This window comes from Nostoc sp. DSM 114160 (assembly GCF_053470305.1).
Window position 1 is genome coordinate 3,601,254 of sequence record NZ_JBPFGO010000001.1, and the last position, 25,257, is coordinate 3,626,510.

Below are 25,257 nucleotides of genomic sequence, written 5' to 3' on the forward strand. Positions count from 1 at the left end.
AAGGATATACAAGCTAATGCAGTTAGATAATCATAGTCAGCTTTTAGTAAATTCAAATAATAAAATTTTTCCATATAGAGAAGTAGAAGATGCTATTAAGTCGAGTTTGGCTGTTGACGATTGTGTAGTAATAGAGAGGCAGACAGAAAATTCAAAACAAGATTTAATTGCTTATGTAGTTCCATCAGGATTATTTGTACCAGAACAATTGCTATCTTATTTGCAAACAATTCTGTCTAGCGAATTAATACCGAAGGCGATTGTGCCAGTCTCCACTTTACCATTAACTCCATCGGGACAGATAGATGAAACTGTCTTAAATGATTTAGAAGTAAGGGATACAAATCTTATACAGCAATGGTCAGAGCAAATTCAGTTATTACCTGAAGTTAAGCAAGTAGCAGTAGTAGTTCAAGAACATCTCAAGCAGCAGCGATCGCTACGTATATCAGACTTGCTAAATGATTGGAAAACTCTCACAGGTGAAGAAAACAATACTTTAGTTACACCTCAATTTTCTCGTTCAACTATCAATCAGGATTTTGCTAATAACAAACTAGCTGTTAGTCATGGCAAAGAACTAAAACAAGAAGAAAATGCTCCAAAACTTCTTTGGGAAGCACTGCAAAAAACAGCTATTCAATTTCCAGACAAAGAATTAGTTTATATTCAAGCCGATGGTTGTGAAATTATTCAATCTTATAAAGATTTACTATTAGATGCTCAAAAGATATTAGCTGGTTTAAGAAAGCTAGGTTTAAAACCATTAGATAAAGTAATATTTCAAATCGATCTCAGTCAAGATTTCATACCTGCGTTTTGGGGTTGTATATTAGGCGGTTTTATTCCCGTACCAGTTTCTATCGCACCTGCCTACGAGCAACTTAACAGCGCTGTTAACAAATTACACAATGCTTGGCAGATGTTAGAGCAACCTATTGTTCTGACAAGCTCAAAATTAGTTCAAAGCCTTCGGGAGTTACCAGCACTTTTAAATATCGAAAATTTTCCAGTTGAGACAGTAGATAACTTACGCCAAAACCAACCAGATAGAAATATTCATCAAAGTGACCAAGATGATTTAGCACTACTATTACTTACTTCAGGTAGTACTGGTTTTCCTAAAGGTGTGATGTTAACTCATCGCAATCTCTTAAGTATGACGGCTGGCACAGCCCAAATGAACAATTTTTTCAGTGATGAAATTGTTTTGAACTGGATGCCATTAGAGCATGTGGGTGCAATTGTATTTCTGGGACTGATGGCAGTTGATTTAGGTTGCAAGCAAATCCATGCATCTACAGAATATATACTGCAAAATCCCATTCGTTGGTTGGAATTGATTCAACGCCACCAAGCGTCAATTTCTTGGGCCCCAAACTTCGCTTTTTCCTTACTTAACGAACGCGCTAGTGAAATAAATCAGCAGTCATGGGATTTATCTTCTATGCGCTTTCTCGTGAACGCTGGAGAGCAAATCGTACCGAAAACAGCACGTAGTTTTCTTAAGCTCCTCCAACAACATGGTTTACCACCTAACGCCATTCATCCAGCCTTTGGGATGTCTGAGACTTGCTCAGGAATTACTTGGGTCTGATGGTTTTTCTTTAGAAACTTCATCAGATGATATGTCATTTGTAGAACTTGGACCGCCGATTCCGGGAGCATCAATTCGCATTACTGACGATAATAATCAAATCGTTCCCGAAGGGGCGATTGGGAGATTCCAAGTTAAAGGACTTTCAGTAACAAGAGGTTACTATCAAAATCCAGAGCGCAACCGCGAAGCTTTTACCGAAGATGGATGGTTTAATACTGGAGATATCGGCTATTTACAGTCAGGACGAATCGTGCTGACTGGCAGAGATAAAGATGACATTATTATCAATGGCATCAACTATTACAGCCATGAAATTGAATCAGTAGTTGAAGAAGTTGAGGGTGTAGAGATATCTTATACGGCTGCTTGTGCCGTGCGATTCTCTGGGCAAAACGCAGATGGATTAGCAATCTTTTTTAATTCTGCTATTTCCGAGCAGACCTTGTTAAAAGAACTAATAAAGAAGATTCGTGGAGCAGTTGTTAAAAATGTTGGGGTTAATCCAAATTACATCATTCCTCTGAAAAAGGAGATGATACCCAAGACTGCTATTGGCAAGATTCAGCGCACCCAATTAAGCAAGATGTTTGTGGCTGGTGAGTTCGATAATATTATTCAACAGTTAGGCATCAATTTAGATAATCCCAACTTACTACCAGACTGGTTTTATCGTAAAACATGGCGACGTAAATTACCTGTAAGCCAAAAGTCTACAATTAATGGTAACTTCCTGGTATTTTTCGACCAATTAGGATTAGGTGAATATTTAGGGGCAGAACTTCAAAAGCAAGGGCTGTCTTGGGTTGGTGTTGAAGCGGGAGTAGACTTTAAGCAACTGAGCAATAACCGCTATCAAATTGCACCAAATAATCCCGAAGATTATCAACGTTTGCTATCTGCCCTGAAAGCTAACGACTTTCAAATCGATAAAATTATACATTTATGGACTTATGACAGTTGTATTCATGAGATTTCCAGTTTAGAGTCCTTAGAACAAGCTCAAACATATAGTGTTTATAGTCTACTATTCTTAATTAAAGCGTTAGCTAATATCCAGAAATTGCAATATCCTATCGAGTTATTAGTAGTTTCTAATTATACGCAGTTCACATCATCTGTCGATCGAATTGCCTATGAAAAATCACCACTGCTTGGGTTATTGAAGGTAATCAAGCAGGAAATACCAGGATTGACAAGTCGTCATCTAGATTTAACAGTAGATGAAACTGCGGTGAATGCAGAGCGGATTCTGCAAGAGTTGCATATCTTCTCAGGAGAGTCTGAGGTAGCTTATCGCCAAGGACAGCGTTGGATTCCTCGATTAGAGAAAGTAGATTTTCGCTTTCAACCAAAGCAAGATTTTGCCTTTCAACTAGGTGGAATGTATTTAATTAGCGGTGGTCTTGGGGGTGTTGGTGTTGAAATTGCTAAGTATTTGTTGAAACATTACAAAGCACGGCTAGTGTTAGTTGGTAGAACTGAACTACCCCAAAGAAGTGTATGGCACAACTACACAGAACAGTCCAATGCTATATCTCAAAAAATCGCGGCTTATCAAGAACTAGAAAAGCTAGGTGGAGAAATCATCTACGAGGCAGTGGATGTCTGTGATTTGCCAGCTTTGCAAGGTGTGATTGAACAGGCAAAGTCTAGCTGGCAATGTCAATTAGACGGGATATTACATCTAGCAGGATCTTATCAAGAGCGATCGCTCATCGCAGAAAATCATCACAGTTGGTCAGCAGCCTTACGCTCAAAAGTTGGGGGAGCTTGGGTACTCAATCAACTACTCAAATACGATCCCCAAGCAGTTTTCATCAGCTTTTCTTCGGTAAGTAGTTTCTTGGGAGGCGCTACTGTCGGCACATTTGTTGCAGCTAATCAGTTTCTAGAAAGTTTTGCACATTATCAACGCTCTTTGGGGTTAAAGAGCTATTGCTTTAGCTGGAGTCTGTGGGATGGCCTCGGTATTAGCCAAGACTACCAAAGAAGCAAGTTGGCTCAAAAAGCGGGTTACTGTGCCATGTCTGCACGGCAAGGACTGTATTCTTTGCTCATCGGTTTACACCATCATCAGGTGCAATTGCTAGTGGGATTAGATGGTAGTAACCGATATATCCGCAGTTATGTAGAAGATACTTACCCTCTGGAAAAATTAACTGCTTATTTTACCGCTAGTAATTCCTCAGTTGGCGAGCAATTGTCTAAATTAGTGGTGTGCGATCGCTATGGTACACCCAGTACTTGCAATTTTGTGCAGCTACAACAGATGCCATTAACTAAAACAGGCATCATCGATATAGAAAAGCTTACTAGAGGCGAGTTGCACCAAAGCGCCAACGACCAAGCACAACCAGTTTCAGACATTGAACGCCAAGTTGCACAGATTTGGCAAGAAGTGTTGGGGTCTTGAAGAAATAGGCATCCATGAGAACTTCTTTGAGCTAGGAGGACATTCATTACTTCTAGTGCAGGCTCAGAGTAAATTGCAAGAGTTCTTCCAGATTCCGGTGTCGATTGTGGATATGTTTAAATATCCCAGCATCAGCACCTTAGCGAATTTCTTAAGTCAAGGGCAAACAGAATCGCCTGCTGTAGTACAAGGTCAAAAACGCTCCAAAGTTCGTACTTCTCGCCACGCTGTCAGCAACACAGATGTCGCCGTCATTGGGATGTCTTGTCGTTTCCCTGGTGCGAATAATATCGATGAATTTTGGCAAAATTTGTGCAACGGTGTGGAATCGATTTCGTTTTTCAGTGATGAAGAAATTATCAAAGCAGGTGTAGATCCAGCATTGGTGAAAAATCCCAACTACGTCAAAGCCAAACCAATATTATCGGATGTGGAATCTTTTGATGCTGATTTCTTCGGCTATAGCACAAAAGAAGCAGAATTACTAGATCCTCAACAGCGGCTTTTACTCGAATGTGCCTGGGAAAGCTTAGAAACTGCGGGTTATAATCCTCTAACATACAATGGTGCGATCGGGATCTATGCTGGCGCGGTGATGAACACTTATTTACTAAATAATGTTTATCCCAACCGCCATCAGCTTGATATTAACGATAATCTGCAAGTAGCAACCATAGATTCAATGGGTGGTTTGCAGATGATGGTTGCTAATGATAAAGATTATTTAACCACACGGATTTCTTACAAACTCAACTTGACTGGGCCAAGCGTGAATGTGCAAACCGCTTGCTCTACATCCCTAGTAGCAATTCACATGGCTTGTGCCAGCTTGCTGAGTGGCGAAAGTGACATGGTTTTAGCTGGTGGGGTTTCTGTGAATGCACCCCAAAAGATTGGTCATTTGTATCAAGAAGGAATGATTGTCACTCCAGATGGTCATTGTCGGGCTTTTGATGCTAAGGCTCAGGGGACGATTTTTGGTAGTGGTGTAGGGCTTGTGGTTTTGAAGCGGTTGGAGGATGCGATCGCTGATGGCGATAACATCTATGCTGTAGTTAAAGGTTCCGCCGTTAATAACGATGGTGGTACAAAAGTTGGCTACATGGCTCCTAATGGAGATGGTCAAGCAGCTGTGGTTACAGAAGCAATGGCGATGGCTGGCGTTGATGCACAAACTATCAGCTACGTAGAAGCACATGGAACTGGCACACCTTTAGGAGATCCGATTGAAATTGGCGGACTCACCCAAGCATTTCGTGCTAGTACGCAGTCAAAAAACTTTTGTGGTATTGGTTCAGTAAAAACCAATGTCGGCCATCTCCAGATTGCTTCTGGTATAGTTGGTTTTATCAAAACAGTCCTGTCACTGTACCATCAAAAAATTCCACCAAGTTTGCACTTTGAACAACCTAATCCTCAACTGGATTTACCCAATACGCCTTTTTACGTTAATACTACGTTGCAGGATTGGCATACCCAAGATCATCCCCGTCGTGCTGGGGTGAATTCTCTGGGAATAGGTGGTACTAATTGCCATGTGATTCTTGAGGAAGCACCAATAGGAAAGAGCAGGGGAGCAGGGGAGCAGGTGGTCACTGAGCGTAGCCGAAGTGGGAGCAGGGGAGCAGAGGAGCGTCCTTACCACTTGCTTGCACTCTCAGGAAAAACTCTGAATGCTTTAGATGAATTGCGACATCGGTATCGGGAATTTTTGATATCGAATTCTGGAGTATCTATTGCAGATGTTTGCTATACGGCGAATACAGGGCGGGAGCATTTTAACCATCGTCTGGCGATTGTGGCTGACTCTAGGGAGGAGTTGGTAGAGAAACTGGCTGATTTGACACCTTCTAAGAGCTTCCAGTCTAATAACAAGCCAACAAAAATAGCTTTCTTGTTTACTGGCCAAGGCTCCCAGTACATCAACATGGGTCACAAATTATACGAAACCCAACCCATCTTCCGCCAAACTTTAGAGCAGTGCGATGAAATTCTTCGCCCATTACTAGAGCATTCTTTGTTAGAGGTACTGTATCCTAGTCAAGGTCTTGAGGATCTGCTGGATCGAACTGCATATACTCAACCTGCGCTATTTGCGATTGAGTATGCCTTGTATCAGCTTTGGAAATCGTGGGGAATTGAGCCAGATGTCGTCATGGGGCATAGTGTTGGCGAGTATGTTGCTGCAACTGTAGCTGGTGTTTTTAGTTTGTCAGATGGATTAAAACTCATTGCTCATCGGGGAAAGTTAATGCAGCAATTGCCTGATAGGGGTGAAATGGTTTCCTTGATGGCTTGTGAAGAGAAGGTGAGAGAAGTTATTGCAGCCTATAATCAACGGGTGGCAATAGCAGCCATCAATGGCCCCGAAAGCATCGTAATTTCTGGAACTAGGGAAGATATCGCCGTTGTTTGTCAGCAACTAGAAGCCCAAGGAGTGAAGGCAAAGCGTTTACAAGTGTCCCATGCCTTCCATTCGCCTTTGATGACACCGATGTTGGCTGAGTTTGAAGCAATAGCTAATCAAGTTACCTACAATCAGCCACAGATTCAGTTAGTATCTAATGTGACTGGAGAATTGGCAGGCGATCGCATCACAACGCCGCAATACTGGGTCAATCATATCCGTCAACCAGTACGGTTCGCTGATAGTATGCAGACATTGCGTACTCTTGGATGTGAAGTGTTCTTAGAAATCGGGCCGAAACCGATTTTGTTAGGCATAGGTCGTCAATGCTTGCCAGATGGTGAAGGTTTATGGCTACCTTCTTTACGTGAGGGCATACCAGAATGGCAACAGTTGCTCTCTAGTTTAGGTGAGTTATACGTAGCCGGAAGCAAAGTTAATTGGTCAGGATTTGAGCAAGATTATCCTCGCCGCAAAGTTGCACTACCGACCTATCCATTTCAAAGACAACGCTATTGGCTTGAACATACTCCACCTCGGCATCAACAGCAACAAGCAGCAAAACTGCACCCATTATTAGACAAAAAGCTTCAGTTGCCTTTAAGCAAGGAAATCTTGTTTGAATCGGAATTTAGTACTCAAACTCTACCGTTCTTAACAGAACATCAAGTTTATAACCAAGTTATAGTACCTGGAGCCTGTCATCTCTCCTTATTATTGGGTGCAGCAAAGCTGACTTTCGCCAGTGAGTCATGTCTGTTAGAAAATATAGTTTTCCCGCAAGCATTGCCTATCCCCGAAGGTAAAGCGCGCACAGTACAGTTGGTGCTGTCTTTTGAGGGAAGTGGCGCATCTTTCCAACTTATCGGCTTTGATACAGTTCCAAATGGTAGTACTCAGATAAGTGAGTGGTTAGTTCATGCCACAGGTAAAATCTCCTCTGGCGTTAACACTACACCAGAAACAGTCTCTCTCCAAGAGATACAGACACGCTGTACTCAACAAATAGCTGCAAAAGAAATTTATCAAAGTTGGCAAAAGCGACAGATTCAACTGGGTGCAAGTTTCCAGTGGCTTGATTCGGTTTGGTGGAAAGAAAAAGAAGCCCTAGCCAAGCTTAAATGGCTTTCGGTAGTAGATGGTTTAGAAGATTATCAATTATATCCAGGTCTTCTAGATTCCTGCTTACAACTGACCAGCATTTTCTTTTCTGACGATGAGACTTTTGTACCCTTTGCAATTGAGAGTTTCGAGTTTTACCAACGTCCTCAAAGTCAGCAGTTATGGTGTCATGCGGTGCAACGACAGCTAGAAAGTTCTCAGTCTGACAAGCTACTAGCAGATATTAGACTGTTTGATACTCATGGACAGTTGATTGCAGATATTAAAGGTTTACAAGCCAAAAAAGCGACTCGCCAAGCGTTGCTGCAATCTCTTGAGCAAGATTTCGCAGACTGGTTGTATGAAATTGAATGGCAAGCGGTGGAAAAAAGTCAATCGGCTGCTGTCCCTGGTGGCAGTTGGCTGATTTTGACTGATTCAGAAGGACTAGGCCAACAACTAGCCAAAGAGCTGCAACAGCAAGGAGTTGCTTGTATCTTAGTGTCTGCTGGTGTTAGCTATCAGAAAACTGACCAGCAACATTATCAAATCGATCCCAGCCTCTCAGACCACTGGCAAAAATTGATTAGTGCTATCAGTCAGGATCAAATAAGTAATATTGTTCATCTGTGGAGTTACCAAGAGCAGTCACAAAACTCTCTGATAGATTTAGAACAAGAACAAATTCTAAATTGCGGCGGTGTCTTACATTTAGTGCAAGCTGTGGTGCAAGCCAACTTCCCAACACCTCCTCGGCTATGGCTGGTAACTCGTGGCACTCAAGCGGTAGATAGCGCATTGCCACAGCCAGTTCAACTAAGTGGGGCGGCATTGTGGGGATTAGGTCGAGTCATTGCTCTAGAACATCCCGAATTACAATGTGTGCGCTTAGATTTAGCTGCCGATGAGGACAATCTGCGTTCGTCTTTGACGTTGGCGGAGCCATCGCTGTGGTCAGAAATCTGTTCTCCAGATGCAGAAGACCAAATAGCCATTCGTCACGGCAAACGCTACGTAGCGCGACTGGTGCGGCGCAAAGCCATTTCCGATCGGGATAAACAAATTGCGATCGCACCGCACCAGCCTGTGCAATTAAAGTTATCTGAGTATGGTGTCTTAGATCATCTATCGTTGCAAGCGATGACTCGTCGCCTACCGCAACACAACGAGGTGGAAATTCAAGTGCAAGCTGCAAGCGTGAATTTCCGAGATGTCCTGAATGCTTTAGGAATGCTTAAAGAATATTATGCTGAAAAAATGGGCATTACCGAAGTGAGTCAGTTGACTTTTGGCTTTGAGTGTGCTGGAAATATCGTCGCCGTGGGAGAGAATGTTGACCATCTCCAAGTTGGGGATGAAGTTCTAGCATGGGTGACAACTCACGATGCCTTCAGCAGTTTTGTCACCTTACCAGCAACGACTGTGGTGAAAAAGCCCACAAACTTAAGTTTCCAAGAAGCAACGACCATACCTTTAGCATTTTTAACATCCCATTACGGGTTGCATCATCTAGCAAAAATTCAACCAGGAGAACGAATTTTAATTCATGCCGCAGCTGGGGGTGTTGGTTTGGCAGCAGTGCAGATAGCATTAGCTGCTGGTGCAGAGGTATTTGCTACTGCTTCTGTTAACAAGTGGGAATTTCTCAAATCAATGGGAGTTAAGTATGTAATGAACTCCCGCAGTCTGGAATTTGCTGACGAGGTGATGAGTCTGACACAGGGACAAGGGGTAGATGTTGTTTTCAATAGCTTAAATGGTGAATTCATCAACAAAAGCTTACAGGTGTTAGCTCACAAAGGAAGATTTGTCGAAATCGGCAAAATTGGCATCTGGGATGAAAGCCAAGTAAAAGCCGCAAGAGATGATGTTTCATATTTTGCTTTTGATTTAGGGGAAGTTCACCATAAGTATCCTGCTTTAATTTCCCCGATGTTGCAGCAACTAATAGAACAATTCCAAACAAGTACTCTTAAGCCTTTACCTCAAACAGTATTTTCCCTAGAGCAAGTAGTAGATGCTTTCCGCTATATGGCAGCAGCCAAGCACATCGGCAAAGTAGTAGTATCGATGCCGCAAATCAGTACAACAGTTGATGAGGGGCAGTTATCTATAAAATCAGACGCGAGTTATTTAATTACTGGTGGATTCGGCGCACTGGGTCTAGAGGTGGCTGAGTGGTTGATAGAAAAAGGTGCGCGACATTTGGTATTAATTGGGCGAAGTAAGGTATCTATTGCCACAAAACAAAGAATATCTAGCTTTGAGCGATCGGGTGCAAAAGTACTGGTGGTGCAAGCGGATGTTTCCGAAGCCGATCGCGTGGTTGAAGTATTAGAAAAAATCGACTCTCAGTTACCGCCACTGCGGGGAATTATCCATGCGGCTGGCGTGCTGGATGATGGTGTTTTACGGCAACAGTCTTTAGAGCGTTTTTGGCGGGTAATGGCTCCGAAAGTGCAAGGTGCGTGGAATCTCCATACCTTCACCCAACATCTACCACTAGAATTTTTTGTCTGTTTCTCGTCGATGAGTTCGCTAATTGGCTCTCTTGGACAAGGCAACTATGCAGCAGCGAATGCTTTTATGGATGCCTTTGCCCATTATCGCCAAACTTTGGGTTTACCTGGAATCAGCATTAACTGGGGGCCTTGGTCGCAAGTGGGTATGACGGCTAACTTAGATAGCCAAAATCAAAATCGCCTACAAACAAACGGTATTGGTACAATTGCACCGCAACAAGGATTAGTTGTACTAGAGCAATTGTTGAATCAATCTTCTGCTCAAGTAGCGGTAATACCGATCGACTGGTCAGAATTTCTCAGTAAATCAAGTTTCGCATCGCTGTTCTTTGCTAACTTCAGCCACACAGCCAAGAAACTCGAACAATCTGATTTTCGGACTCGATTAGAGATGGCCAATCCTAGCGATCGCCAACCACTCTTAATTGAGCATATTTCCTCACAAGTAGCTAAGGTGCTAGGGCGTAATCTCTCAACCCTAGATCGAGAGCAGAGGTTTTTTGAGCTAGGGATGGATTCTCTAACGGCTGTTGAGTTGCGAAACCGCTTGCAAAACTCTTTAAGATGCTCTGTACCCCCAAATTTAGCTTTTGATTATCCTACGGTTACAGAACTGGCTAATTATTTGGCATTGGAAATTTTTCCCCTAGATTTTGCTCAAGAAAGCCAAAGCACAGGTAGCGAGCAATTTCAGCTAGAGAATCTCGAAAATAATGATTGGGTGGAGTTGGAACTATGAGCTTGGTTGAATTTTTACAAGACCTTTCTTTGAAAGGGATTAAATTGGGAAATGACGGGGAAAAATTACGTATTGGGGGTTCTAAGTCGCTGTTAACTCCTGATGTAGTTGCTCAATTACAGCAGTATAAAAGTGAAATTTTACAATTACTGCGCGATCGCCCAGATATTTTAAATATTTATCCTCTTTCCTACGGTCAACAAGCGCTGTGGTTTTTGTGGCAACTAGCACCTGAAAGTGCAGCTTACAATATGGTGTTTGCCTGTCGTATTTGTTCGCAGGTGAATGTTACGACTTTGCAAAAAACCTTCCAACTCCTGATTAACCGTCATCCTCAGTTACGTAGCACCTTTTCCAAGCAAGGTAATCAAGTTGTTCAACAAATCCATCAAACTCAATTACCAGATTTTCAACAAATAAATGCCTCTAATTGGAGCGAGCAGGAGCTTGAGCAAAGAGTTTTTCAGGAATACAAGCAACCCTTCGACCTCAAAAATGGCCCAATCATCCGGGTGCGTTTATTTACTTCTTCGCCAGACGAACACATCCTGTTGATGTCAGTACATCATATTGCAGGTGATGGTTGGTCGATGCCATTACTGATGGAAGAATTAATCGCCAGCTATCCTGCACTAGAGTCAGGTGTTGAGCCATCTCTAATTCCTCTACAGCACTCTTACATCGATTACATTTATTGGCAAAGAGAATTATTAACCACCGCCCAAGGAGAAAAGCTCTGGAACTACTGGCAGCAACAACTAGCAGGAGAATTACCTGTACTCAATTTGCCGACAGACAAACCACGGCCATCCATCCAAACTTATAACGGTGCTTCCCATAACTTTACTCTTTCCCCAGAACTGACCGAAAAACTGAAAAAATTAGCTCAAACAGAAGGCGTTACCCAATATATCCTGCTTCTGGCTGCATTTCAGGTTCTCCTGTATCGTTATACAGGGCAAGAGGATATTCTAGTCGGCGTTCCGACTTCAGGTAGAACTCAGATAGAATTTGCCTCAATTGTCGGCTACTTCGTCGATCCAGTTGTCATCCGGGCAAATCTGTCAGGAAATCCCAGTTTTGGGGAATTTCTGGCTCAAATTCGCTCCTGCGTATCACAAGCATTAGCGCATCAAGATTTTCCCTTTGCTTTATTGGTAGAGCGATTGCAGCCACAGCGCGATTCCAGCCGTTCCCCGATTTTTCAAACTGTATTCAACTTTATTTTGCAGAACTTAGGACAGTTTGAGCAGACGCAAAAACTTTTGTTAGAAGGTGAAGTAAATAAAGAAGGATTTATCCTCAAACCTTTTGAAATGCCCCAAATGGAGGGTCAGTTCGATCTAGATTTGACGATCGCAGAAAAAAGTTCTTCTTTAGCTGGAATTTTCAAGTACAACACTGACCTTTTTGATGAGCGCACTATCAAGCGCATAGCGGGGAATTTTATAACGTTACTTGAAGGGATTGTGGCAAATCCTATTCAGCCAATTTGCCGATTGCCCCTATTGACACAACCCGAACAGCAGCAGTTATTAGTATGGAACAATACTCAGGCGGATTATTACTCTGATAAGTGTATTCATCAGTTGTTTGAGGTACAGGTAGAGCGTACCCCAAATGCAGTAGCAGTTGTGTATGAAAATCAACAACTGACTTATCAGCAGTTGAACAATCAAGCTAATCAGTTGGCGCATTACTTGCGCTCCTTGGGTGTAAAATCAGATACGCTGGTGGGGTTGTGTGTAGAGCGATCGCTCTTAACAATCGTTGGAATACTAGGCATTCTCAAAGCGGGTGGTGCTTATGTGCCGCTCGATCCTGAGTATCCAACTGAGCGTTTAAGCTTCATGTTAGAAGATGCTCAAGTTAAAGTCCTGGTAACACAACAACAATTAGTAGACACTATTCCTCAACATCAGGCGCATATTGTTTGCTTAGACACCGACTGGGAAAAAATTGCTCAAGAGTGCTTAAACCCAGAAAATACCGCAACACCCGATAATTTAGCTTATGTCATCTACACTTCTGGTTCTACAGGTAAGCCCAAAGGCGTTTTAGTCAATCACTCAAATGTAACTCGTCTGTTTGCAGCCACAGACTCTTGGTATCACTTCAATCAAGATGATGTGTGGACAATGTTCCACTCTTATGCATTCGATTTTTCTGTATGGGAAATTTGGGGTGCTTTGCTGTATGGTGGACGACTGGTAATAGTGCCTTATTTGGTGACGCGATCGCCTGAATCTTTCTATCAATTATTGTGTCAAGAAAAAGTCACAATTCTCAATCAAACCCCTTCAGCTTTCCGTCAGTTAATTCAAGCAGAACAGTCAATTACATTTCCCCCTGCCTCCTCCTTGAACTTACGCCAAGTAATTTTCGGTGGCGAAGCTTTAGAAATCAACAGTTTGCAACCTTGGTTTGAGCGACACGGCGACACCTCACCCCAATTAGTTAATATGTACGGAATTACAGAAACCACCGTACACGTTACCTATCGCCCGTTAAGTAAAGCTGATTTGCAAAGCACGGCAAGTGTAATAGGTCGCCCAATACCAGATTTGCAGGTGTATGTACTAGACGAACATCAACAACCAGCACCGATAGGCGTTCTTGGTGAAATGTATGTTGGTGGAGAGGGGGTGACACGCGGCTATCTCAATCGTCCCGAACTGACAGCAGAACGTTTTATTTCTAACCCATTTGATAATTCCAAAAAATTATACAAAACAGGTGATTTAGCGCGGTATTTGCCCAATGGCGAGTTAGAGTATTTAGGACGAATTGATAACCAAGTTAAAATTCGTGGTTTCCGCATTGAGTTGGGAGAAATTGAAGCATTACTGGCTTCTCACCCAGCCATTTGGGAAAGCGTGGTAATAGTACGAGAAGATGAACCGGGCGACACTTGTACTGAGCAAAGTCGAAGTAAACGTTTAGTAGCTTACGTAGTCCCGCAGACCGAACAATTTCTTACAGTCCCAGAACTGCGTCAGTTTCTTAAGGCAAAGCTACCAGAGTACATGATGCCAAGTGCAATAGTGCTGCTGGAATCCTTACCCCTCACCTCTAACGGTAAAGTAGACCGCCGCGCCCTGCCAAAACCAGACTTAGACAGCACACTGCGAGAATTGTATGTCGCCCCACGCACACCAACTGAAGAAATGCTGGCGCAAATTTGGGCGCAAGTGCTGAAACTGGAGCAAGTAGGCATTCATGATAACTTCTTTGAGCTTGGCGGACACTCGCTACTAGCAACCCAATTGCTTTCACGCATTCGCAACATTTTCAAAGTAGAATTACCATTACGTGAGTTGTTTGCTGCATCGACAGTAGCCGAATTAGCACAATCAATTGGGCAGTTACAGCAACAAGACTCAGAAATAACTTCCCCGCCACTTTTAAAGCGGACAAGGGATGCAGAATTACCACTGTCTTATGCACAACAGCGTTTGTGGTTTTTAGATCAGTTCGAGCCTAACAGCCCCTTTTACAACATTCCTATGGCTTTGCGGCTAGTGGGAAATTTGGATCGAGTAGCCTTAGAACAAAGCTTACAAGAAATTATTCATCGCCACGAAGCGTTACGCACTAACTTCATTACAGTTGATGGCAAACCTTCTCAAATTATTCAAACAGAAACTACTTGGACAGTTTCAGTTGTTGACTTGAAGTATTTATCTACAACAGAACGAGAAATTACTAGCCAACAATTAGCGCAACAACAAGTTACTCAACCTTTTGACCTGGCAAAGGAAGCATTAATCAGGGCGACATTAGTAGTGCTTAATGAGACCGAACACGTCTTGTTAGTGTGTATGCACCATGTTGTGAGTGACGGTTGGTCAATGGGTGTGTTTGTCCAAGAACTAGCAGCACTGTACGATGCTTATGCTCAAGGTCAGCCGTCACCGTTAGCGCCACTGCCGATTCAATACGCAGATTTCGCAATTTGGCAGCGAAACTGGTTGCAAGGGGAAGTACTACAAAGCCAATTAAATTACTGGCAACAACAACTACAAGATGCACCAGCCTTATTGTCGCTCCCCACAGACAGACCTAGACCAGCTGTGCAAACTTACCACGGGACACATCAAGAGTTTGCACTTTCTCTTGAACTAACTAGTAAGCTGACAAAACTCAGCCAAGAGCAAGGTTGCACCCTCTTTATGACGCTGTTAGCAGCATTTGATACCCTACTCTACCGCTATACAGGTACAGAAGATATTTTGGTGGGTTCGCCAATTGCTAACCGCGATCGCTCTGAAATAGAAGGGTTAATTGGCTTTTTTGTCAATACCTTAGTTATGCGTACCAGCTTGACAGGCAACCCCAGTTTTAGCGAATTACTCACCCGTGTTCGCTCTATGGCAATGGAGGCATACTCTCATCAAAATTTGCCTTTTGAAATGTTGGTGGAAGCATTGCAGCCAGAAAGAAACCTCAGTCATACACCGCTGTTTCAGGTAATGTTTGTCCTTCAGAATGCACCCACATCTGAATTAGGACTAACCGGGCTGACTGTAAATCGATTGCCAATAAAAGGCACAACTTCTAGGTTTGATTTAACTTTATCGATGGAAAACACTGCCACAGGATTAGCAGGGTGGTGGGAATATAACACTGACTTGTTTGATGCCAGCACAATTGAACGAATGACAAGTCATTTTGTCACATTACTTGAAGGTATTGTTGCTAACCCAGAACAACGAATTTCTCAATTGCCATTGCTAACAGCAGTTGAGCAACAGCAGTTATTAGTGGAGTGGAACGATACAGAAGTTGATTATCCACTTCATAAGTGCATCCATCAATTATTTGAAGAACAAGTCGAGCTTACACCAGATGTAGTGGCGGTAGAGTTTGGAAATCAACAACTTACTTACAAGCAATTAAACTACCGCGCTAACCAGTTGGCGCACTACTTACGCTCATTGGGTGTAAAACCAGATGTCTTAGTTGGTCTGTGTGTCGAGCGTTCTTTAGAGATGGTCATTGGACTACTGGGAATTCTCAAAGCGGGTGCAGCGTATGTACCACTTGACCCAGAGTATCCGAGCGATCGCTTGAGCTTTATTTTAGACGATACTCAAGTTAAAGTTTTACTGACTCAACAGCGACTTATTGACAGGTTACCCCAGTGGGAAGCAGGGGGGCAGGGAGCAGGAGGCAGGGGAGAAAAGCCAACTACAAGGGATGGGGCTTCAATCAAAGGGAAAGATGAGGTTTTGAGCTACCCTGCTTCTTATCAAGCAAAACTTGTTTGTTTAGATACTGACGCTGAAGATATTTCTCAGTGCAGCACAAACAACGTAATTTCTGGCGTACAACCCAATAACTTAGTTTATATAATTTACACTTCCGGTTCCACAGGTCAACCCAAGGGTATAGCCATGAGTCAGCTTGCCCTGTGCAATCATATCTTGTGGCATCGGGACAATCTCAAGATTACTCGTGCAAAAACCCTGCAATTTGCTTCGGTTAGCTTTGATGTCTCCTTCCAAGAAATCTTTACTACCTGGTGTTCTGGCGGCACATTGTTCTTAATCACAGAAGAATTACGCCGTGATGCTTTAGCATTATTAAGTTTTCTACAAGAGAAACAAATTCAGAGAATGTTTCTCCCTGTTGTCGGCTTACAGCAACTAGCAGAAGTCGCCTTGGGGAATGACATAGTTAATACTGGTTTGCAAGAAATTATTACGTCTGGAGAACAGTTACAAATTACCCCTGCGATTTCTCTTTGGTTGAGCCAACTAACTGATATTACTTTGCACAATCAGTATGGGCCTTCAGAAAGCCATCTAGCCACCAGTTATACTTTGCCTAATGCAATAGATACTTGGCCGTTACTTCCTTCCATTGGGCGACCCATTTCTAACACGCAAATTTACATCCTTGATAAATATCTACAGCCTGTACCTGTGGGCGTGCAGGGAGAAGTGTACATTGCAGGTGCGCTTTTAGCCCAAGGTTACTTTAATAGACCTCAGTTAACACAAGAGAAATTCATTCCTAATCCCTTTCAAAGAGGCAGGGAGCAGGTGGTCACTGAGCGTAGCCGAAGTGGGAGCAGGGGAGCAGAGGAAGAATATTTTACTCAGCACGGGCTGAACGCCCCGCTACCGCTAACAGCACTTTTATATAAAACTGGAGATTTGGCACGTTATTTACCGGACGGGAAACTCGAATCTTTAGGACGTATTGATAATCAAGTTAAAATTCGGGGTTTCCGCATTGAATTGGGCGAAGTTGAAGCGGTACTGGGTCAACTAAGTGATGTACAAGCGTCTTGTGCAATTGTTCGTGAGGATACACCGGGCGATAAACGCTTAGTTGCATATATTGTGCCGCAACCAGAGCAGACTTGTACTGAGCGAAGTCGAAGTACAATCTCTATTGGCGAAGTACGTAACTTCCTCAAGGAAAAATTACCAGAGTATATGGTTCCAAGTGCAATAGTCATCTTGGAGGCTCTACCGCTTTCTGCTAACAGGAAATTAGACCGCCGCGCGTTACCTGTGCCTGATTTACACAACCAATTATCGGATCGCTATGTCGCCCCACGTAACCCCATTGAAGAAATTCTGTCAGGAATTTGGGCGCAAGTCTTAAAAGTTGAGCGAGTTGGTATTCATGATAATTTCTTTGAGCTTGGCGGACATTCGCTATTAGCAACGCAACTGGTTTCTCGCGTGCGTAGCAGCTTGAAGGTAGAATTACCACTGCGGAGTTTATTTGCTGCACCCACGATCGCTGAATTGTCCCAAAATATTCAACAGTTGCAGCAACAGGATCTAACAACATCAGCCATTTTACCAAAAGCAAGGGATGCAGAGTTACCACTGTCTTATGCTCAACAGCGTTTGTGGTTTTTAGACAAGTTAAATCCCAACAGTGCGTTCTACAATTTACTTTTAGCTTTACGTCTAGCTGGAACTCTGAATCGAACTGCCTTAGAACAAAGCTTACAAGAAATTATTTATCGCCACGAAGCTTTACGCACTAACTTCATTACAGTTGATGGAGAACCAGTTCAAGTTATTAGGGAGCAGGGAATAAAAAGCAGGGAGCAGGGAGCAGGGGGCAGGGGGCAGGGAATATTATCAATTGTGGACTTGCAGAATTTAGCTACAGGCGAAAAAGAAATTGCTTTGCAGCAATTAGCGCAAGAACAAGGACAACGACCTTTTAACTTGGCAGATGAATCATTAATCAGGACAACATTAGTAGCGTTGTCTGAGACAGAACAGGCTTTGTTAATATTTATACATCACATTGTCTTTGATGGTTGGTCAATGGGTGTGTTTGTCCAAGAATTAATGGCACTTTACAATGCTTATTCTCAAGGTCAGCCGTCACCGTTAGCACCAATGCCGATTCAGTACGCAGATTTTGCTATTTGGCAAAGACAGTGGTTGCAAGGAAATGTACTGCAAAGCCAACTCTCGTATTGGCAACAACAACTAGCAAACGCACCAGCTTTATTGTTGCTACCTACAGACCGACCTAGACCTGCTGTGCAGACTTTCGCTGGGACATATCAGAAGTTTGCACTTTCAGTTGAGTTAACTGATAGGTTAGTAAAACTCAGTCAGGAGCAAAGTTGTACCCTTTTTATGACGCTGTTGGCAGCATTTGATACCCTGCTTTACCGCTACACAGGACAATCAGATATTTTGGTGGGTTCGCCGATCGCAAACCGCGATCGCAGTGAAATCGAAGGGTTAATTGGCTTTTTTGTCAATACTTTAGTCATGCGCACCAACACAGCAGGCAATCCCAGTTTTAGCGAATTACTCACTCGCGTTCGAGAAGTAGCTTTAGGGGCATACGCTCATCAGAATTTGCCTTTTGAAATGCTGGTGGAAGCATTGCAGCCAGAAAGGGATCTGGGACATACGCCACTGTTTCAGGTGGTGTTTAACCTTCAGAATTCACCTGTACAAGAATTAAAGCTTGCTGGGTTAGCTGTTAGTTCATTGCCAGTAGAAAGCACAACTACAAAAGTTGATTTAGCTTTATCGATGGAAAACACTACCCAAGGATTGGTGGGTGTGTGGGAGTACAATACTGATTTGTTTAATGCCAGCACGATTGAACGGATGAGTGGGCATTTTGTAACATTGCTTGAAGGAATTGTCGCCAATCCTCAAGAGCGAATTTCCCAATTACCTTTGCTGACAGCAGTTGAGCAGCAGCAATTATTAGTTGATTGGAATAATACATCGGTGGACTACCCTGAAGATAAGTGTATCCATCAATTGTTTGAGGAACAGGTTCAGCGCACACCGGATGCTGTGGCGGTTGTGTTTGAGAATCAACAACTGACTTATCAGCAGTTGAATTGTCGTGCTAACCAATTAGCTCATTACTTGCACTCATTGGGTGTAAAACCAGATACGCTGGTGGGTATTTGTGTGGAGCGATCGCTAGACATGGCGATCGGACTACTTGGTATTCTTAAAGCTGGTGGGGCATATCTGCCACTTGATCCTGAGTATCCACCTGAGCGTTTGAGCTTCATGTTAGAAGATGCTCAAGTTTCAGTGCTGCTGACTCAACAAAAACTGATTGAAAGGCTTCCTCCGCATCAAGTAAAACTGATTTGTTTAGACGAAGCTTGGTCACAAATTGCCCAAAATCATCAAACTAACCCAAATATTGGAGTTAGAGCCTTTCATCTAGCGAATGTGATTTACACCTCAGGATCTACAGGTAGACCGAAAGGTGTGATGGTTGAGCATAAAGGACTGTGCAACTTAGCTCAAGCTCAAATTCAAACTTTTGGCTTAACTTCAGATAGTCGGGTTCTTCAATTTGCCTCCTTCAGTTTTGACGCTTCGATTTGGGAAGTCGTCATGGCTTTTGGCTCCGGTGGAATGCTGTATCTGGGAACAAAAGACTCGCTATTGCCAGGAAAGCCATTAATTGAGCGATTACGCGATTATGCAATTACCCATATTACCCTACCACCATCAGCCTTAGCAGCGATGCCACAAGAGGAACTTCCGGCACTGCAAACAATCATTGTCGCCGGAGAAGCTTGTCCTCTTGAATTAATCAAGCTGTGGTCTGTTGGCAGAAACTTCTTCAACGCTTACGGGCCAACGGAAGCTACTGTATGTGCAACGATCGCCAAATGCACCTCTGAAGATGAGAAAATATCGATTGGTAAGGCGATCGCCAACACACAAGTCTACATCTTAGACGAAAATTTGCAACCCGTACCTGTGGGTGTATCAGGAGAGTTACACATCGGTGGAGCAGGATTAGCAAGAGGCTACCTCAACCGCCCTGAGTTGACACAAGAGAAATTTATCTCCAATCCTTTTGAGGAGGCAGGAGGCAGAAGGCTTTACAAAACTGGGGATTTAGCACGTTATTTGCTAAATGGTAACATTGAATACTTGGGACGCATTGACAATCAAGTAAAAATTCGGGGTTTCCGCATCGAGTTGGGAGAAATTGAAACAGCACTGAGCCAACATAGTGATGTGCAGAGTTGTTGTGCGATCGCTCGTGAAGAAACTCCAGGCAATACCTGTATTGAGCGAAGCCAAAGTAAGCGTTTAGTCGCTTACGTAGTGCCACAAAAAGACGTGACACTGACAACAGGCCAACTGCGTCAGTTCCTTGCCGATAAACTGCCTGGGTATATGTTGCCAACTGCTTTTGTAATACTAGAGTCTTTACCTCTGACACCTAATGGTAAAGTAGACCGTCGCGCTCTGCCTGACCCAGATTTACATAAAGAACTATCAGATTATGTAATCCCAAATACAGAAACAGAAAAAATTATTGCTGGTATTTGGCAAAAAGCATTAGCAGTAGAAAAAGTAGGAATTTATCATAATTTCTTCGAGCTAGGAGGTCATTCCTTATTACTGGTAAAAATTAATCAGCAATTGCAAGAAGAATTTGGTTTAGAATTGTCAATAGTTGATATGTTTAATTATCCAACTGTACATAGTCTAAATCAATATTTAAATAATAAGATTCAAAAAGAAGATATAATTAAACAAAATAATTATCGTCCTCATTCTTTAAATGAAGTTAAAATTTTAAGAAATCAACAATTACAATCCAGACAACAATATCGCTCTCAGAAGAAAGGTACAAAATGACAATAAATTCAGTACATAACAATAATGAATTTAATAATTCTGAAATAGCAATAATTGCTGTTGCTGGTAGATTTGCTGGCGCCAAAGATATTGAATCATTTTGGCATAATTTACGAGATGGTGTAGAATCTATCTCTTGTTTGAAGGATGAAGAATTAATAAATTCTGGGGTTTCTGTTGATTTACTGAGTAATCCTAATTATGTAAAAGCTAAGGGTGTTCTATCAGACATTGAATTGTTTGATGCAAATTTCTTTGCTTATAGCGCCAAAGAAGCTGAGTTAATAGATCCACAACAACGCCTATTTTTAGAATTGGCTTGGGAAGCAACGGAAAAAGCTGGTTACGATCCGCAAACCTACAATGGTTTAATCGGGGTTTATGGTGGTGTGGGAATGAGTGGGTATTTGCTCAACAACCTCTACCCTAACTATCAAGTATTAGCCGCAATTGACCCTGTGCAATTAGGAATTTCTAACGATAAAGATTTTTTACCGACAAGAGTTGCATACAAACTAAATTTGACTGGCCCCGCAGTAAATGTGCAAACAGCCTGTTCTACTTCTTTGGTTGCTGTTCACATAGCTTGTCAAGGTCTTTTAAATGGTGAATGTGACATAGCTTTAGCTGGTGGAGTTACTATCAGCATTCCCCAAAAAATCGGCTATTTGCATGAAGAAGGAATGATTCTTTCTCCTGATGGACACTGCCGTGCTTTTGATGCGAAAGCACAAGGAACGATCGCAGGTAGCGGTGCTGGGATTGTGGTATTAAAAAGATTACAGGATGCAATCAGCGATCGCGACTACATTCATGCAATTATTAAAGGCTCGGCAATTAATAACGATGGTGCAATGAAAGTCGGCTACACTGCTCCTAGTGCTAGCGGTCAAGCAGCAGTGATTGGCGAAGCTCAAGCTATAGCGGGTGTAGATGCCGAGACAATTTCTTATATTGAAGCTCATGGCACAGCTACACCTTTAGGAGATCCGATTGAAATTGCCGCTTTAACTCAAGCTTTTAGTCAAACTACAGATAAAAAAGGTTTTTGCGCTATTGGTTCGGTAAAAACCAACTTGGGACATTTGGATACAGCAGCAGGTGTTGCAGGTTTGATTAAAACAGTATTAGCACTGCAACATAAAATGCTGCCTCCGAGTTTGCATTTCGAGACACCTAATCCCAAAATTGATTTTGCCAACAGTCCTTTTTATGTCAATACAAAATTGACTGAATGGAAAACAAATAACAGCCCTCGGCGTGCCGGAGTTAGTTCTTTTGGTATGGGGGGTACTAATGCTCATGTAATTTTAGAAGAAGTACCTTTGTTGAGGCAGGGGGCAGGGGGCAGGGGGCAGGGAGAAGGAAGCAGGGGAGCAGGGAGCAGGGCGCAGGGGGGAGATTATCAATTATTGTGTCTTTCGGCTAAGACTGCGAGTGCGCTGGAGAAGGCGACAGTTAACTTAGCCACACATTTAAAAGAGCATCCAGAACTTAACTTGGGTGATGTTGCTTATACGCTCAACAGTGGTCGTCGGGGTTTTAATTATCGACGGATGTTGATTTGTCGTGATTTAGAAGATGCTGTTGAAGCTCTCAGTAACTTAGCAGCCCAACAAGTATTTACGAACTATACAGAGATTACAGAACGGCCTGTGGTCTTTATGTTTCCTGGTCAGGGTTCTCAATACGTCAACATGGCGCGGGAAATTTACGAAACTGAAACAGTATTTCAAGAACAAGTTGATTATTGCTCAGAATTTCTTAAACCTTTACTAGGGCTTAATTTACGTCATCTTCTTTACCCCAGTGACGAAAAGATTGATGAGGTATCAAAGCAACTTCAACAAACAGGAATTGCTCAAAGCGCTATTTTTGTAATTGAGTTCGCCTTAGCTAAATTATGGCAGTCTTATGGAGTGGAACCACAAGCTGCGATCGGTCACAGTATTGGCGAGTATGTCGCAGCAACTCTAGCAGAAGTTTTTTCTCTAGAAGATGCCTTATCTTTGGTAGCAGCACGCGGACAGATGATGCAGCAATTGCCCACTGGAGCAATGCTTTCTGTTCCCTTACCCGCAGATAAGGTACAATCTCTGTTAGGTTCAGAACTTTCTGTTGCTGCAATTAATCAACCCTTGCAGTGTGTAGTTTCCGGCTCAACAGCAGCAATAGATACACTACAAAATCAGCTAGCTGCTCAAGGAATTGAATGTCGTCGTCTGCATACTTCTCATGCTTTCCATTCTCAAATGATGGAACCAATCTTAGAGGCCTTTGCAGAGCGAGTCAAAAAAGTTACTTTAAATCCCCCTAAACTTCCTTATATTTCCAATCTGACTGGTACTTGGATTACAGTCACGCAAGCCACAAATCCTGACTACTACGCTCAACATCTACGTTCTACAGTGCTGTTTACTCAAGGTATCGAGAAATTATTAGCAACCCCAGAGCAAGTTTTACTAGAGGTAGGGCCAGGACACACACTAACTACATTAGTCAAGAGACATCCAGACAAAGCACCTCTACAAACTGTCTTAACTTCGGTACGTCATCCTCAAGAAAAGCAATCTGATATTCGTGTTTTATTCAACACATTAGGTCAACTTTGGTTGGCTGGAGTGAAAGTAGATTGGTTTGGATTTTATAGCCAGGATGAGTATTATCGTCTTCCCTTACCAACTTATCCCTTTGAACGCCAACGTTATTGGATTGACCCTCCACAAAAAGCAGCTTGGGGACAGTTGCAAATCTTACCCACAACATCACAATTGTGGACATCGCTTACCCAAGCAGGTCAAAAGCAAGCAAATACTAGAAATGCAGAACTCAATGAGTTAACCTATCAAGAAAATAGACAATGGTTAGACCGTTTATGTACAGCTTACATCAACTCTGCATTCCAGCAATTAGGAGCTTTTAGCAATCCTGAAGAAAAGTATTCTTTAGATAATTTGTTAGCGCAATACCATATTTCTCCCCGCTATCAGCAATTGTTATCTAGATGGTTGCAAATATTAGTGGAACAAGGACAACTACAGCAACAGGAGAAGTTATTTACTAAGCTATTGCCATGTTCGCAAGATTATATTAATGAACATTTAGAAGCAGTTAGAGCAAGGTTTGCTGCTTCATCTTTAGTAGATTTAGATTTAGTGCAACGTTGTGGTGAAAATTTAGCTGCTGTTGTGATTGGCGAACAAGAACCATTAGAGATTTTCGATGAACTGGTTTATCAAAAAGAAAACAATGGTTCATATTCAGAAACTCCCTTAATTTCTTACTACAACTCTATCTTGCGTTCCAGCTTAGAACAGGTAGTCAAATCATTGCCATCATCCGTTCACCTGAGAGTTTTAGAAATCGGCGCGGGTACTGGTGTGTCTACACAATCATTATTACCTGTGTTGCCGCCCGAACGAACAAACTATACTTTTACTGATATTGGTAGCGGCTTTTTGACTCAAGCTCAACAGAAGTTTAAAGACTATCCATTTGTTGAATATAGATTACTAGATATAGACAAGTCTCCAACTGAGCAAGGGTTTGATAAATACAGCTTTGATGTAATCATCGCCTCTAATGTTCTACACGCCACTCGAAATATAGATCAAACACTCCACCATGTACGCTCTTTATTAGCTCCTGGCGGCTTCCTTTTAGTGTGGGAAATAACTCAGCCAAAAATAGACTTTGATATCACTTGGGGTCTGCTGTTGAAACCTTTAGACGATCAAAGACGCAACCCAGGTCAACCTTTTATCATCAAACAACAGTGGTTTGAAGCATTACGCGCTCAAGATTTTGTGCAAGTTGCTGCATTTCCTGAAACTGAAGCATTAGAGCATCAGATTATTATGGCTGTGGCTTCTGCATCAACCGCATTTAGTGTAAAATCTGGGCAAAAAGAGACTGACCAGAAATTAGAGATTTCATTACAAACAAAGCCGGAGATTTTTCAGCCCGAAAAATTATCTACACTCCACTCAAGACCTACTTTGCCCAATTCCTATATAGCTCCGCGTAATGAAATCGAAGAAAAAATTGCTGATATCTGGCAAGAATTATTAGGAATTAAACAGGTAGGAATTCATGATAATTTTTTTGAATTAGGAGGAGATTCTTTAATAGCTGTTCAAATTATATCTCGACTAAAAAAGATTTTTCCTATTAAATTAACTGTAGCCAGTTTATTTGAATCTCCCACAATAGCTGAAATAGCACCCAAGCTAGAGAACCAACCAGACTTAGATATTTTAAGTGAAATTGAACGAGAAGAAATCGCAATTTGAACACCAATAAATAATTATTCAATTACGAATGACGAATGACGAATGACGAATTA

At 42.4% G+C, this 25,257-nt stretch carries 5 protein-coding genes; all 5 read left to right on the top strand.

The annotated features are described in order from the left end of the window. The first annotated feature begins 16 nt into the window (after window positions 1-16). Genes NSTCB13_RS15880 through NSTCB13_RS15900 form a run of 5 tightly spaced genes read left to right on the top strand, consistent with a single transcriptional unit; the run spans window position 17 to window position 25,204 of the window. On the top strand, window positions 17-1,597 hold the full coding sequence (locus NSTCB13_RS15880) for an AMP-binding protein (protein ID WP_448272933.1): 1,581 nt from the start codon (window positions 17-19) through the stop codon (window positions 1,595-1,597). Then, window positions 1,524-4,013 carry a KR domain-containing protein gene (locus NSTCB13_RS15885; protein ID WP_448272934.1) on the top strand — a complete coding sequence of 830 codons (2,490 nt, stop codon included), beginning with the start codon at window positions 1,524-1,526 and terminating at the stop codon, window positions 4,011-4,013. Before NSTCB13_RS15880 ends, NSTCB13_RS15885 begins: the two co-directional genes overlap by 74 nt. Beyond that, window positions 3,967-10,782, top strand: coding sequence for an SDR family NAD(P)-dependent oxidoreductase (locus tag NSTCB13_RS15890; RefSeq protein ID WP_448272935.1), 6,816 nt, complete (start codon window positions 3,967-3,969; stop codon window positions 10,780-10,782). The genes NSTCB13_RS15885 and NSTCB13_RS15890 overlap by 47 nt, the downstream gene beginning before the upstream one ends. Continuing rightward, window positions 10,779-20,912 carry an amino acid adenylation domain-containing protein gene (locus NSTCB13_RS15895; protein ID WP_448272936.1) on the top strand — a complete coding sequence of 3,378 codons (10,134 nt, stop codon included), beginning with the start codon at window positions 10,779-10,781 and terminating at the stop codon, window positions 20,910-20,912. Before NSTCB13_RS15890 ends, NSTCB13_RS15895 begins: the two co-directional genes overlap by 4 nt. Then, window positions 20,909-25,204 (top strand): beta-ketoacyl synthase N-terminal-like domain-containing protein, encoded by a 4,296-nt coding sequence (locus NSTCB13_RS15900; protein ID WP_448272938.1) that lies wholly within the window; start codon window positions 20,909-20,911, stop codon window positions 25,202-25,204. The genes NSTCB13_RS15895 and NSTCB13_RS15900 overlap by 4 nt, the downstream gene beginning before the upstream one ends. The last annotated feature ends 53 nt before the right edge of the window (window positions 25,205-25,257 follow it).